General features: G+C 60.3%; 14 protein-coding genes and 1 tRNA gene. 7 read left to right on the top strand and 8 right to left on the bottom strand.

Annotated features, from left to right (window positions below; all coding sequences use genetic code 11):
- Positions 1 to 69 precede the first annotated feature (69 nt).
- The 4 genes from secDF to BTE54_RS15185 all read left to right on the top strand — a co-directional run bounded on the left by secDF (position 70) and on the right by BTE54_RS15185 (position 4508).
- Positions 70 to 2643, top strand: a complete 2574-nt coding sequence (gene secDF / locus BTE54_RS15200) for a protein translocase subunit SecDF (RefSeq protein WP_003524965.1) — start codon at positions 70 to 72, stop codon at positions 2641 to 2643.
- Complete coding sequence (locus BTE54_RS15195) at positions 2643 to 3035, top strand: Mth938-like domain-containing protein (RefSeq protein WP_003524967.1); 393 nt, start codon at positions 2643 to 2645, stop codon at positions 3033 to 3035. The genes secDF and BTE54_RS15195 overlap by 1 nt, the downstream gene beginning before the upstream one ends.
- 23 nt (positions 3036 to 3058) lie before the next feature.
- Positions 3059 to 3904, top strand: coding sequence for a phytoene/squalene synthase family protein (locus tag BTE54_RS15190; protein WP_078053017.1), 846 nt, complete (start codon positions 3059 to 3061; stop codon positions 3902 to 3904).
- A 145-nt stretch (positions 3905 to 4049) separates the two neighbouring features.
- On the top strand, positions 4050 to 4508 hold the full coding sequence (locus BTE54_RS15185; RefSeq protein WP_078053016.1) for a hypothetical protein: 459 nt from the start codon (positions 4050 to 4052) through the stop codon (positions 4506 to 4508).
- Positions 4509 to 4528: 20 nt separating this feature from the next.
- On the opposite strand, the gene BTE54_RS15180 is transcribed toward BTE54_RS15185, so the two are convergent.
- The 3 genes from BTE54_RS15180 to lipB all read right to left on the bottom strand — a co-directional run bounded on the left by BTE54_RS15180 (position 4529) and on the right by lipB (position 7418).
- A complete protein-coding gene (locus tag BTE54_RS15180) occupies positions 4529 to 5464 on the bottom strand; it encodes a DMT family transporter (RefSeq protein ID WP_198939155.1) in 936 nt (311 codons plus the stop codon).
- An 88-nt stretch (positions 5465 to 5552) separates the two neighbouring features.
- A complete protein-coding gene (locus BTE54_RS15175; RefSeq protein WP_078053015.1) occupies positions 5553 to 6620 on the bottom strand; it encodes an NAD(P)-dependent alcohol dehydrogenase in 1068 nt (355 codons plus the stop codon).
- 66 nt (positions 6621 to 6686) lie between these two features.
- Entirely contained in the window at positions 6687 to 7418 is a 732-nt protein-coding gene (lipB, locus tag BTE54_RS15170) for a lipoyl(octanoyl) transferase LipB (RefSeq protein WP_065655042.1), read from the bottom strand.
- 189 nt (positions 7419 to 7607) lie between these two features.
- Between lipB and BTE54_RS15165 the strand changes: the two genes are divergently transcribed.
- A tRNA-Leu gene (locus tag BTE54_RS15165) sits at positions 7608 to 7692 on the top strand.
- Positions 7693 to 7890: 198 nt separating this feature from the next.
- Here the strand turns inward: BTE54_RS15165 and BTE54_RS15160 are convergent.
- Positions 7891 to 8136: a hypothetical protein gene (locus BTE54_RS15160; RefSeq protein ID WP_143240724.1), complete on the bottom strand. Its 246-nt coding sequence runs from the start codon at positions 8134 to 8136 to the stop codon at positions 7891 to 7893.
- Between the two features lie 216 nt (positions 8137 to 8352).
- Here BTE54_RS15160 and BTE54_RS15155 point away from each other — a divergent pair, with 216 nt between their 5' ends.
- Positions 8353 to 8778 carry a PAS domain-containing protein gene (locus BTE54_RS15155; protein ID WP_065655024.1) on the top strand — a complete coding sequence of 142 codons (426 nt, stop codon included), beginning with the start codon at positions 8353 to 8355 and terminating at the stop codon, positions 8776 to 8778.
- Positions 8779 to 8855: 77 nt separating this feature from the next.
- On the opposite strand, the gene BTE54_RS15150 is transcribed toward BTE54_RS15155, so the two are convergent.
- Entirely contained in the window at positions 8856 to 9023 is a 168-nt protein-coding gene (locus tag BTE54_RS15150) for a Thivi_2564 family membrane protein (protein WP_003502827.1), read from the bottom strand.
- Positions 9024 to 9134: 111 nt separating this feature from the next.
- Here BTE54_RS15150 and BTE54_RS15145 point away from each other — a divergent pair, with 111 nt between their 5' ends.
- On the top strand, positions 9135 to 9560 hold the full coding sequence (locus tag BTE54_RS15145) for an OsmC family protein (protein ID WP_078053014.1): 426 nt from the start codon (positions 9135 to 9137) through the stop codon (positions 9558 to 9560).
- A 3-nt stretch (positions 9561 to 9563) separates the two neighbouring features.
- Here BTE54_RS15145 and BTE54_RS15140 read toward each other — a convergent pair whose 3' ends face one another.
- From BTE54_RS15140 to BTE54_RS15130, 3 genes are read right to left on the bottom strand one after another with little or no spacing between them, the layout of a single operon-like run.
- The gene (locus BTE54_RS15140; protein WP_078053013.1) at positions 9564 to 10058 is read right to left on the bottom strand and encodes a peptide deformylase; all 495 of its coding nucleotides are present in this window, start codon (positions 10056 to 10058) and stop codon (positions 9564 to 9566) included.
- A 17-nt stretch (positions 10059 to 10075) separates the two neighbouring features.
- On the bottom strand, positions 10076 to 10378 hold the full coding sequence (locus BTE54_RS15135; protein WP_078053012.1) for a hypothetical protein: 303 nt from the start codon (positions 10376 to 10378) through the stop codon (positions 10076 to 10078).
- The gene (locus BTE54_RS15130) at positions 10378 to 12678 is read right to left on the bottom strand and encodes an FdhF/YdeP family oxidoreductase (RefSeq protein ID WP_198939154.1); all 2301 of its coding nucleotides are present in this window, start codon (positions 12676 to 12678) and stop codon (positions 10378 to 10380) included. Before BTE54_RS15130 ends, BTE54_RS15135 begins: the two co-directional genes overlap by 1 nt.
- Positions 12679 to 12701: the final 23 nt, after the last annotated feature.

Below are 12701 nucleotides of genomic sequence, written 5' to 3'. Positions count from 1 at the left end.
TATCGAATGCCCGATTGCGAATTTTGACGGGTTGCGCAAAGCGCGACCCCAACCCTGACCGAGATCGAAATGCTTCATTTTTCCCGTTGGAAAACAGTCTTCATCTGGCTGCTTGTGCTGGCAAGCGTCTTCATCGCCTCTCCCAACCTGTTTACGGACAAACAGCTGGAGGGCATGCCTGCCTGGTACAAGGACAACAAGGTAACGCTCGGTCTCGACCTTCAGGGCGGTTCGCACATCATGCTCAAGATCGAGCGTTCCGACATCGTCAAGGAACGGCTCGAAACGATCGTGGGCGATGTGCGCACGCAGCTTCGCGACGCCAACATCCGCTATTCGGGGCTTACCGGCAACGGCCAGCAGATTCAGGTCCGCATCAGCGATCCCGCGCAGGTGGAAGCCGCCAAGAACGCGCTTCGCGACCTGACGCAGCCGGTGTCCGCCGGCACGCTGGTCGGCGGCTCCATCACCGAAGTGACGATGAATGACGGCGGCGACAATCTGCTCAGGCTCAACCTGACGGATGAAGGCATCGACTACCGCCTGTCGTCCGCCGTTTCGCAGTCCATCGAAGTCGTGCGCCGTCGCGTTGACGAAGTCGGCACCACCGAACCGCTCATCCAGCGTCAGGGTTCGGACCGCATCATCGTGCAGGTGCCCGGCCTTCAGGATCCGCAGCGCCTGAAATCGCTTCTGAACCAGACGGCAAAGCTCTCCTTCCGCATGGTCGATACGACGATGCCGGTACAGGAAGCCATGAACGGCCGTCCGCCCGCGACCTCCGAGGTTCTCTATTCACAGGACGATCCGCCGGTTCCCTATCTGGTGGAACGTCGCGCGCTCGTTTCCGGCGACAATCTCGTCGACGCGCAGGCAAGCTTCAACCAGCAGACCAACGAGCCGGTCGTTACCTTCCGCTTCGACAGCCGCGGTGCGCAGCGCTTCGCGCAGGCGACGCAGCAGAATGTCGGCAAGCCTTTCGCCATCGTTCTCGATAACCAGGTCATTTCCGCACCTGTCATCCGCGAGCCGATCATCGGCGGTTCGGGGCAGATTTCGGGTAACTTCTCGGTGCAGGGCGCCAACGATCTCGCGGTCCTGCTGCGCGCCGGTGCGCTGCCGGCCACGCTGACCGTGGTTGAAGAACGCACCGTCGGCCCGAGCCTCGGTAACGACTCCATCACCGCCGGCCTGACGGCCAGCGCCATCGGCGCGGTCGGCGTCCTCATCTTCATGTTCGTCTTTTATGGCTTCTTCGGCCTGCTGGCGAACATCGCCCTCATCGTCAACGTCATCATGCTGCTTGCGGTGCTAAGTGTGATCGGATCGACGCTGACCTTGCCGGGTATTGCCGGTATCGTCCTGACCATCGGCATGGCCGTGGATTCGAACGTTCTGATCTATGAGCGAATACGCGAGGAGGTGAAGAGCGGCAAACCGCTGATCCAGTCACTGGATAACGGCTTTACCCGCGCCTTCGCCACTATCATCGACGCCAACCTGACGACGCTGATCGTCGCAAGCGTGCTGTTCTACATGGGTACCGGCCCGGTCAAAGGCTTCGCGGTTACGCTGGCCGTCGGTATCATCACGACCGTCTTCACGGCCTATACGCTAACAGCGTGGATGTTCGGCTACTGGGTTCGCCGCAGCCGCCCGAAACACCTGCCGAAGGGTGTCCGTACCGCCATGTTCGACGGTCGCGACATTCCCTTCATGCGTTATCGCCGCGTGGTGTTCATGATCACCGGCGCCATCATGCTCGCCTGCGTCGGCGGTTTCGTGGCCAAGGGTCTGAACCTCGGCATCGATTTCCAGGGCGGTTCGGTCATCGAAGTGCGCGCCAAGCAGGGTGAAGCCGATCTGGCCGATATTCGCGATCGTCTGAACCAGCTCAACCTCGGTGAAATCCAGGCGCAGAATTTCGGTACGCCGCAGGATGTTCTCATCCGCATTCAGGCGCAGGACGGCGGCGAAAACGCCGAGCAGTCCGCCATCACCATGGTGCGCGGCGAGCTTGAGGACAAATACGACTTCCGCCGCGTGGAAGTCGTGGGTCCTGCCGTTTCCGGCGACCTGACCGTTACCTCCACCATCGGCGTTATGCTCGCTATGGCGGCGATCATGGTCTACATCTGGGTTCGCTTCGAGTGGCAGTTTGCACTCGGCGCGGTCATCTCCATGGTGCATGACGTGGTCTTCACGATCGGACTGTTCGTCTTCCTTGGGATAGAGTTCAATCTGACCAGTATCGCGGCGATCCTTACGATCATCGGATATTCGCTGAACGATACCGTGGTCATCTACGACCGTGTCCGTGAAAACCTCAGGCGATACAAGAAGATGCCGCTTTCCATGATCATCGACGTGTCGCTGAACCAGACTCTGTCGCGTACGATCCTTACCGGTCTGACCGTACTTCTGGCACTGCTGGCACTGTATCTCTTCGGCGGCGAGGTCATCCGTTCCTTCACCTTCGCCATGCTGTTCGGTGTCGGTATCGGCGTGTTCTCCTCGGTCTACATCGCCGCTCCGGTGCTGATCGCCTTCAAGCTGCGTCCTGATAGCAAGGATGCGGAAGACGAGAAGGACGACAAGAAAGAAAACAACACCGGCGCCATTGGCGGCAAGCCTGCCGTCTGATGGCCGGCGGGATTGAAATACGCCCGGCCCATTTTCCCGGCCGGGCGCCCATCGATGCCTATGGCAATGGCGGGTTCCGTTTTGCCGACATGTCGCATCGCGGTTCGCTTCTGCTCCTGCCTTCGGGCATCTATGGGTGGGAGCCTGTCGATGCGAAAGAACTGACGGTCGGACATTTCGAAAAGGTTCTGGCGGAAGCGCAGGATATCGAAGTGCTGCTGATCGGCACGGGCGACGGCATGCGGGTTCTGCCGAAGGAATTGCGCGCCGCCTTCAAGGAGGCGGGCATTTCGGTGGATCCGATGAGCACGGGGGCTGCCGTGCGCACCTATAATATCATGCTGTCGGAATCGCGCGCCGTGGCTGCGGCGCTGATTGCCGTCGAAGGCTGACAGGACGTTTCGCGCGGGGAACCATGGCACCCACAGAAAATCTCGACGTCTGCCTCGCGACGCTGCGCGATACCGATCGCGACCGCTATCTCGCCTGTCTTCTGTCGCCTGCCGACAGGCGTAATGCGCTTGCCGCGCTATACGCCTTCAATGCCGAAATAGCCCGCATCCGCGATTCCGTGCGCGAAGCGCTGCCCGGCGAGGTGCGCATGCAATGGTGGCGCGATCTTCTCGACGGCAATCCACATGGCGACAGCCAATCCCACCCGGTGGCAGCAGCGCTTTTGACGACGATCGAGCACTATCGCCTGCCGCGCCCGGTTCTCGCCAATATGATCGAGGCGCGTATCTTCGATCTCTATGACGACCTGTTCGAGGATCGCAATGCGCTGGAAGGTTATGCCGGAGAGACCGCATCCGCATTGATCCAGCTTGCAAGCCTCGTGCTTTCCGCTGAAGACGCCGCATCCAGCGCGGAGGCGGCAGGGCACGCGGGCGTGGCGCAGGCCATGGCGGGCATGCTGCTGCTCATGCCGCTGCACCGGCGTCGCGGGCAGGTCTATATTCCCGCCGATATGCTGGCTGCGGCCGGGCTCGACCGCGAAACATTTCTTGAAGGGCAGGACAGGCAGCGCATCGGCATCGCCATCGAAATTTTCGCGGCCCATGCGCTGGATCATATTGAGAAGGCGAGACGCGCGAAGATTTCAAAAAATGTCTTTGCCGCCTATCTTCCCGTCGCCCTGTCCGGGCCGGTCATCGCCGCCGCCCGTAAGGCTGGGAGTGGCGTATTCGACGGCGACCTGCAGCTGTCGCAGCTTCGCCGGCAATGGCTGCTGGCAAAGGCTTCCCTCCTCAAGCGTTTCTGATGGCACGGATCGCGCCAGACTGCGAAACGACGTCGATCCCACAAAGCCACACTTCACACAAGCCTCGGTCTATATGAACCTGAACCGGGTTCGCATCGTTTCGATTCGCGAGTCTTGATGTTTCGATGCTGAGGGAGCGTCCCGGATGAGTATTGCGATCTGGATTATCGTTTTCGTGCTGCTTTCGGTCTTCGCTGTTTATGCCTGGCGCATGTCGCGGGCGACGGATGAGGATAACAGTCATGATGTGGGGCAGGCGATCATGGATTTCGCCCGCGCCTTTCCCAATGAGGCGATCAGAAGTCTGCATATGACGGCGGATGGCGGCGCAGCCTTCGTGCGGCTGCACGACAACAAGGCCGGCTTCATGCGCAATATGGGATCGCATTATGTGTGCGTGATGATCGATCCCGAGCGCATCCGGGTCGAAAGTCTTGAAAGCGGTGACGGTTTCGTTGTCACCTTTTTCGACATGCCGAAATATAGCGCCTCATACCGGTTCAAATCGGCCGGAGAGGCGGCCGAGGTTTCCCTCTGGCTGCTCGGCAGTCTCGTGGAGGCGCAGGACCATCACGACGAAGGCCCGCTGCCCTCGAACGGTTGAGGCACGTCAGGTGTCGGCTGTCACTGCCCGTCAAGCGGCGGGGTCGCACCGGCCTGCTGGCGCTCGCGCCAGATGATGAACAGGCCGGATGCGACGATGATGAGGATGCCGAGCCATTTCGACGGCGTCGGGAAGTCCGAAAACAGCGCATAACCGAGAATCGTCGCCGAGATGATCTCGAAATACTGGAACGGCGCCAGCAGAGAGAGCGGCGCCAGCCGGAAGGCCCTGACAATCAGCAGGTGCATGTAGCCGGATATCGATCCCAACAATACAAGCAGGGCAAGTGCGAAGCCGGATTGCGGCAGCGAGACGGCAAAATCCTTGTCGCCCAGCGCATCGCCGGCGAAAAGTGCCGCCCCCATGAACACGGTACCCGCAATGCCCGACATTGTCTGCATGACCAACGGGCTGTCGGCATCGCCGATGGCGCGGTTCAGGAAAAGGTAGAGCGTATAAAGAAAGGCGCAGGCGACCGGCAGGAGCGATGTCCAGCCGAAGATTTCGAAACTCGGCTGTATGACGATCAGCGCGCCGCCGAAGCCGACCGCAATCGCCGTCCAGCGCTTCCAGCCCACCTTGTCGCCGAGGAAGAGGGCCGACATCATCGTCAGCATGAAAGGCTCGACGAAATAGATCGCGAAGACATCGGCGAGCGGCATGTATTTGACGGCGGCGAAAAACATCAGGCTGGCCGAGGCGTGCAGGACGCCGCGCAGGCAGTTCATCCACGGCCGCCTGGCGCTGAACAGCGCTCTGGGCGACACCACGATCAGCAGCGGTAGGGTGCAGAGCACCTGGAAAAAGAAGCGGTAGAAGGTCACCTGCGCCGGCGACATGCCGCCGCTCACCGCCATGTATTTGGCAATCGCATCCATGACCGGCAACACCAGCATGCAACCCGCCATGATGGTCATGCCCTTGGCGATATCGTTGAAACCGGTCTGGCTGGTCATGGATCGGGGAGTCATGGGTCAGGCTGCGCTTTTGACCGAAAGGTCCAACGGGAGAGGGGACGCCCGCAAGGTCGCCCCCCTTCTGGGGTCAGGCGGCCTTCTGGCGCGGCAGGCTCTTCATATCAATGACGAAACGATAACGCACATCGCTTTTTATCATGCGTTCATAAGCGTCGTTGATCTGATCGATATCGATCATCTCGATTTCTGCGGCGATGCCTTTTTCGGCGCAGAAATCCAGCATTTCCTGCGTCTCGGGAATGCCGCCGATCATCGAACCGGCAAAGGTCTTTCGACCGGGAATGAGGCTGAAGGCCATAACCGAGAGCGGCTTTTCCGGTGCGCCGACCTGCACCAGCGCGCCGTCACGTTTCAGCAGCGCCAGATAGGCGTTGATGTCATGGTCGGCGGCCACGGCGTCGATGATGAGATCGAGGCTCGAGGCGGCTTTTTTCATCTGCTCGGCATCGCGCGAGACGATCACCTCGTGTGCGCCGAGCTTTTTCGCATCCTCTGCCTTGCTGGGCGACGTCGTGATCATCACCACGGTTGCGCCCATGGCATTGGCGAGCTTGACGGCCATATGGCCAAGACCGCCAAGACCGACGACGCCGACACGCTTGCCGGGTCCGGCGTTCCAGTGGCGCAGTGGCGAATAGGTGGTGATACCCGCGCAGAGCAGGGGTGCCGCTGCCGCCGGATCGAGGCCTTCGGGAATATTGAGGACGTAACGGTCATCGACGACGACGTGGGCGGAGTAACCGCCGAGCGTATGTGCACCGCCGCCCATCGCCTTGTCGGGCGAATTATAGGTGCCGGTCATGCCGTTTTCGCAATATTGCTCCAGCCCCTCGGCGCAGCTTGCGCAATCCCGGCAGCTATCGACGATACAGCCGACGCCGACGCGGTCGCCCGCCTTGAACCGGGTGACCTGCGAGCCGACACGGCCGACGCGGCCGATGATTTCGTGGCCTGGAACGCAGGGATAGAGGGAGCCTGGCCATTCGCTGCGGGCAGTGTGGATATCGGAGTGGCAGACGCCACAGAATTCGATCTCGATTTCGACATCGCGCGGGCCGGGATCGCGACGCTTGATGGTCGCGAGCTTCATCGGCGAAGAGCCGTCATCGCAGGCATAGGCGGACGTAGTGAACATGATCGCTCCTCCTCTTGTGGTGATCGATGCTGGAAACACCGGCCTGCGGCAAAGGTTGTGGTGGGATCAGCCGCCTGCGCCGGTTTCGGGCACTGCCTCGCCAAACACCTCCTCAAAGGCCTCGCGCAGCAGAACGTCGACGTCGCCGATCATAACCGGCAATCCAAGATCGACAAGGCTGGTGACGCCATAGGCGCTGATGCCGCAGGGAACGATGCCGGAAAAATGCGAGAGGTCCGGATCGACATTGATCGAGAGCCCGTGGAAGCTCACCCATTTGCGCAGCCTGATGCCAAGTGCCGCGATCTTGTCCTCGGCCATGCCGCCATCGGGAAGCAGCGGTTTTTCCGGCCGCCGGACCCAGACGCCGACGCGGTCCTCGCGCCGCTCGCCACGCACATTCATCTTGTCGAGCGTGCGGATGATGACATCCTCCAGCGCCGCCACATAGGCGCGGACATCCTGCCGCCGCCGCTTCAGGTCGAGCATGACATAGACTACCCGCTGTCCCGGCCCGTGATAGGTATATTCGCCGCCACGACCCGTGGCGAAGACGGGAAAACGCTCCGGTTCTATGAGGTCGGCGGCATCGGCGCTGGTGCCGGCGGTATAGAGCGGCGGATGTTCCAGAAGCCAGACGAGCTCGTCTGCCTCGCCGCTGGCAATGGCGGCGACTTCACGCTCCATTTCCTCAATCGCCTGCTCATAAGGGACGAGGCCTTCCGAGATTCGCCAGCGAACGGGCGGCGAACCGGCGGCGGGGAGCATGTTTGTCTCGATATCGGTGCGTGTGAGCATGAAAAAGTCCTTTCCACAGCCTTCTCGCAAAATGGCGACAGGGCCGCAACCCCAGCATTTCCGGGCTTCCTGCATATAGGATGGTGCGGTGCGATTTTTAATTTCAAAAAACTGTCACGACGCTCTTGTGCACCGAAAATCCTTTTGCTACATGCACCCCCGTCGGCGCAAGTCGACGCCTACCACGATGCGGTCGTGGCGGAATTGGTAGACGCGCAGCGTTGAGGTCGCTGTGGGGCAACCCGTGGAAGTTCGAGTCTTCTCGACCGCACCAAAGAAACCCGCTTCGGCGGGTTTTTTCTTTTTTAGCCAGTCGTTTAGCTTGCCTTCTGTTTCCTGTCCCCGGCTCGTTGGACCATATTGGATGTGTCCCAAGCCACGCCAATCTACTTTAGCCCGCAGCCAGAGCGCCATGAATTAACAGCGGCAAATTATCGACCTGCCGCCGTTCGAATTGAATGGACGAGGTGGATCAGCGTCGGTTGCGCTGGCCGTCACCGACACGGTAGGGGTCACCATCCATGACCTGATCCATGCGCCACTCGTTTCCACGATATGGACTATGCCACGTCTGGCACCCGGCCAGAAAGACGGTTGCGGTCAGCAATCCGAACGTGAGGGCGGCTCGCACCATATTGAACTCCTTCGACATGTCATCACAAGCCATGTAGGCGCAGGCAGATGGTTTTGCGATGCCTCTTCGAAATTTGTCGTCCATTTCGGAAACCTGGAGCACGTCCGGTCAAAACGGAATCGTGGGGCGTGCTCTATCGCTTTGTTTTTTCGCATTCCCAGACGTAAAACCGTTACGCACTTTTACTGGAAATGCTCCAGCTGGATTCGGTCATCGTCAAATTTCAGTGGATATCGATGCACGCTGTAGTAGCCGTGCGTTTCCCCCTACAAAAAGGAGGGGTGGAATATTAGAGGTCCGATGTTAGCTTTTGTCAGGAAAATATGTCTGGGGGTTTTCGTGCAGGGGGACAAAACGGATTCAGACAATGCGCTTGGCTATTACATGTGGAGTATTTCCGATAACAGGCTGATCATGGATGCGGTCACTGCGGAATGCCATGGGTTTTCGGAGCCGGTTGCGTCGAGTGGGGTGACGATCGAGGAGATTCTCGAAAGAATCGACGTCGAGATGCGCGATCAGGTGGCGCAGGCCATTTTTGAGAGCATCACTACCGGTGTGTTTTTCGACCAGCGCTACAAGGTCAATCTGCCGGATGGGTCGGACCGGTGGATCGTGGCGAAGGGCAGGGCGATTTTTGATGCCGACAATACACCGTTTCTGGGTATTGGCAGCGTTCGGGATATTACCCTGAAAAAAACCTATCAGTTCGAGCCTCGGCAATAGCGACCGGACGGGGTGAAAACCGTGCATAAAAAGAGGCGGCTTTCGCCGCCTTTTTTCATCTGCACTGTGCCGGGACATCAGAAGACGGCAAGATATTTCAGCAGCGAAATAATGCCGATGATGATGACGATCACCTGTGCGATCTGTTTCGCACCGCCGCCGACCGGCAGTCGCGCGATAAGCCACAAGACAAGCACAATCACCAGGAAGGTGATCAGAATGCTGACGAGCGTAGATGTAACCATATGTCCCAGCTCCCTTTTCAATCAATACTCAACGGTCGTTCACCGTTGCGTGAGTAAAAGCGCGAGGCTAATTTTGGTTCCATCGGGTGAAATCGCGGTGTGAGGTCGGGCATGAATCGGTTCAGGGTTAAAAAGCGGCCGACGGGCGCTGTCGTCACTCTTGGCCGTCTCGGGCATCCCGATGTCGTCACGGCCACCGGAGGCGCCCTGACGGTGGTAACGGCGGCCTCGGAGCCGGGTTTCAATCCGCTCGATCTTCTTTATTCGTCGCTGTCGGCCTGTCTGGCGCTCAGCGCCCGGATTGCAGCAAGCCGCATGGGCGTGCTCGACCGGTTCGAAAAGGTCACGGTGCATGTATCCGGCGAAAAGGCTGAGGAGGAGCCGTCGCGGATCGTGCGTTTCGATGTCCGGATCGAGATAAAGGGGGATTTCGATGAGGCCACGCGCAGCGCCATCGCTCATATGGCGGAGGATATCTGCACCGTCAGCAACACGCTGAAGGGCGATGCGGAATTTGCTCTGTCGATTACCGGCTGACCATCAGGATTTCCGGGATTTTTCCCATTTTTTCACCAGCCGGTCGCGCTTGAGCTTCGAGAGGCGCTTCAGCCAGAAAATGCCGTCCAGCTGGTCGATCTCGTGCTGGATGCAGATGGCGTGAAATCCCTCGGCGGTCTGTCGGTGTTCGCCGCCGGATATGTCCTGAAATCTCACCTCGATTTCGGAGGGCCGCTCCACCTCGTCGGTAAATCCCGGCATGGAGACGCTGCCCTCCATATGGCGCATGGTCTGCGTGGATTGGCTGACGACTTCAGGATTGATGTAGGTAAGCACGGTTCCCGGTGTCAGCTCCAGCACGAAAACTCGCTGCTTGACGCCGATATGGGCGGCGGTGATGCCGACTCCGGGTGCGGCGCGCATCGTGTCGATCAGGTCCGCCACCAGCTCCTGTAATTGCCCGTCGAAAGCCGTGACCGGCGGACAGATTTCGGACAAGCCGAGATGGGGGTAGGGCAGGATCGGCCTGGTTGCCAAGGAATGCTCCGTTCGTTTCAAATCCGCAGGGACGCCGCCGCAAGGGACTGTCCTTCTTCGGTTGCCTCCAGAAAGCTGCGCTGGGTGCGGGCATCGCGTTTTGTCACCCGCACGAAACGTGGCGACAGGGCAGTGATTTCGCGCAGAATGAGGGCGTGCGCAAGCCCCAGCCGGTTGGCGATGCTGCGGCTGTCAGCGGCGATGCTCAGATAGACCGAAAGAAGGATCGCCGCACCCGTGGCGGTCAGCGCCTGTGAGGCGCTTTCCTGAACCCGCTCCACCGCCGCCATGAACGCCGCAGTGGATTGCTCCTCTTCCATCAGGAGGCATCCCGGCGCAGGCGAACGGAGACGAGCACCGATTTCGATGTCGGTGTGAAACTGCCTTCGCCATAGCTCGACAGCGGCACCAGCACGTTCAGTTCCGGATAATAACCGCCGACGCTGCCCTGCGGGATATTATAGGGCACCAGCCGGAAATTCTTTGCGATGCGTTCCACGCCGTCGCCATATTCGCCGATGACATCGACGCGCTGGCGGGAATGAGCGCCGAGAGCTTCCATATCCTTCGGGTTCATGAAGATGACTTGGCGCTCGCCATAGACACCGCGATAACGGTCATCCATGCCGTAGATCGTGGTGTTGTATTGATCGTGGCTGCGGAAGGTCTGCAATACGAACAGGTCGTCGCGCGTGAGCGCCTGCTGGTGTTCGGTCTGTTCGGGCAAGGGGCCGCTATAGAAGGTGGCCTTTTTCGCCGGCGTGTTCCATTCCCGTTCGGCTGCTGCGTTGCGCAGATGAAAACCGCGCGGCACGCGGACGCGCTCGTTGAAATTATCAAAACCGGGAATGACCCGCTCGATCATGTCGCGGATGAGATCGTAGTCATCGGCAAGCGCCTTCCAGTCGACATGGACATTGCCAAGCGTCGCCTCGGCGATACCGGCGACGATGGCGACTTCCGAACGCAGCTCATCCGAGGCCGGCGGATTGATGCCGCCGGAACCGTGCACCATGCTCATGGAATCCTCCACCGTGACGATCTGCGCGCGACCGGCCGAATTGCGGTCGATTTCCGTTCGGCCGAGGCAGGGCAGCACGAAGGAGGTTTCGCCCGGCACCAGATGCGAATGGTTGAGCTTGGTGGCGATGTTGACGGTCAGCTTCTGCTTTTCGAAGGCTTTAACGATCAGCGGGCCGTCGGGCGTCGCACGCATGAAATTGCCGCCGAGCGCGATGAAAGTCTGAGCCTTGCCGTCCAGCATCGCGGCGACGGCTTCGACGGTATTGTGGCCGGGCTTGCGCGGCATGGGGACGCCGAGTTCCTTCTCCAGCGCGTCGAGAAGCGCTGGCGGGGCCTTTTCGTCGATGCCGACGGTGCGGTCGCCCTGCACGTTGGAATGGCCGCGCACCGGGCAGAGGCCGGCGCCGGGCCGGCCGATATTGCCGCGCAGCAGCATGAAATTGGTGATCTCGCGAACGATGATGACCGAATGCTTGTGCTGGGTGACGCCCATGGCCCAGGTGGCGATGACGGAACCGGCATTCATGTAGATACGGGCGGCTTCCTCGATCTCCGCGCGGGTGAGGCCGGACTGGTCGAGGATGCTTTCCCAGCTCGTCGCATCGACGGCAGCACGATAGGCCTCGAACTCTGCCGCATGTTCGGCGATGAAGTCGTAATCGATGATGGCGGGTTCGCCCGCTGCCCTTGCGGCATCGTCGGCGGCGAAGACCGCCTTGCTCATACCGCGCACGGCCGCCATGTCGCCGCCCTGGCGCGGCTGGTAATAATTGGTGGCGATGCGGGTGCTGCCGCCGGTAATCATCTCAACCTTGTCCTGCGGGTCGGCAAAGCGTTCCAGACCCTTTTCGCGGATGGGGTTGAAGACGGCGATGCGGGCGCCGCGAAGGGCGGCGCGGCGCAGGTCGCCCAACATGCGGGGATGGTTGGTGCCGGGATTTTGCCCGATGACAAAAATGGCGTCCGTCTGCTCGAAATCCTCAAGCAAAACGGTGCCCTTGCCGACGCCGATCGAAGCCTTCAGGCCAACGCCGCTCGCTTCGTGGCACATGTTCGAACAATCGGGGAAATTGTTGGTGCCGTAAAGCCGGACCATCAACTGATAGAGGAAGGCCGCCTCATTGGAGGCGCGGCCGGAGGTATAGAACTCCGCCCGGTCCGGGCTGTCGAGGCTGTTGAGGATACGGCCGATTTCGGAGAAGGCATCGTCCCAGGAGACGGGCAGATATTTGTCGCTCGCCCGGTCATAACGCATGGGATGGGTGAGGCGGCCCTGTTTTTCCAGATCGTAGTCGGACCAGCCGCGCAGTTCCGAGACGGTGCGGCTGGCGAAGAAGTCCGGCGGCACGCGGGCCTCCGTCGCCTCCCATGACACGGCCTTGACGCCGTTCTCGCAAAATTCGAAAGAGGAGCCGTGTTCCGGGTCGCCCCAGGCGCAGCCAGGGCAGTCGAATCCATCCGGCTGGTTGGTCTTCAAAAGCGTGCGGGCGCCGGAAATCGGGGCGCCGGATTCGAGAAGGCGTTTGCCGACGCTTTTGAGTGCGCCCCAGCCGCCTGCGGCTGTCGATGCCTTGCCAATGAAGTCCGTCTTGCTCATGGTCCTGATTCCCGGAATCTGTC

This window comes from Agrobacterium sp. YIC 4121 (assembly GCF_002008205.1).
Lineage (GTDB): Bacteria > Pseudomonadota > Alphaproteobacteria > Rhizobiales > Rhizobiaceae > Agrobacterium > Agrobacterium leguminum.
Note: the sequence above shows the minus strand (reverse complement) of the source record. Positions and strands in the feature narration are given on the sequence as shown.

Excerpts from the sequence above, each read along its gene's own strand:
- secDF (WP_003524965.1), top strand. The coding sequence starts at position 70 with ATGCTTCATTTTTCCCGTTGGAAAACAGTCTTCATCTGGCTGCTTGTG.
- BTE54_RS15195 (WP_003524967.1), top strand. The coding sequence starts at position 2,643 with ATGGCCGGCGGGATTGAAATACGCCCGGCCCATTTTCCCGGCCGGGCG.
- BTE54_RS15190 (WP_078053017.1), top strand. The coding sequence starts at position 3,059 with ATGGCACCCACAGAAAATCTCGACGTCTGCCTCGCGACGCTGCGCGAT.
- BTE54_RS15185 (WP_078053016.1), top strand. The coding sequence starts at position 4,050 with ATGAGTATTGCGATCTGGATTATCGTTTTCGTGCTGCTTTCGGTCTTC.
- BTE54_RS15180 (WP_198939155.1), bottom strand. The coding sequence starts at position 5,464 with ATGACCAGCCAGACCGGTTTCAACGATATCGCCAAGGGCATGACCATC.
- BTE54_RS15175 (WP_078053015.1), bottom strand. The coding sequence starts at position 6,620 with ATGTTCACTACGTCCGCCTATGCCTGCGATGACGGCTCTTCGCCGATG.
- lipB (WP_065655042.1), bottom strand. The coding sequence starts at position 7,418 with ATGCTCACACGCACCGATATCGAGACAAACATGCTCCCCGCCGCCGGT.
- BTE54_RS15160 (WP_143240724.1), bottom strand. The coding sequence starts at position 8,136 with ATGGACGACAAATTTCGAAGAGGCATCGCAAAACCATCTGCCTGCGCC.
- BTE54_RS15155 (WP_065655024.1), top strand. The coding sequence starts at position 8,353 with ATGTTAGCTTTTGTCAGGAAAATATGTCTGGGGGTTTTCGTGCAGGGG.
- BTE54_RS15150 (WP_003502827.1), bottom strand. The coding sequence starts at position 9,023 with ATGGTTACATCTACGCTCGTCAGCATTCTGATCACCTTCCTGGTGATT.
- BTE54_RS15145 (WP_078053014.1), top strand. The coding sequence starts at position 9,135 with ATGAATCGGTTCAGGGTTAAAAAGCGGCCGACGGGCGCTGTCGTCACT.
- BTE54_RS15135 (WP_078053012.1), bottom strand. The coding sequence starts at position 10,378 with ATGGAAGAGGAGCAATCCACTGCGGCGTTCATGGCGGCGGTGGAGCGG.
- BTE54_RS15130 (WP_198939154.1), bottom strand. The coding sequence starts at position 12,678 with ATGAGCAAGACGGACTTCATTGGCAAGGCATCGACAGCCGCAGGCGGC.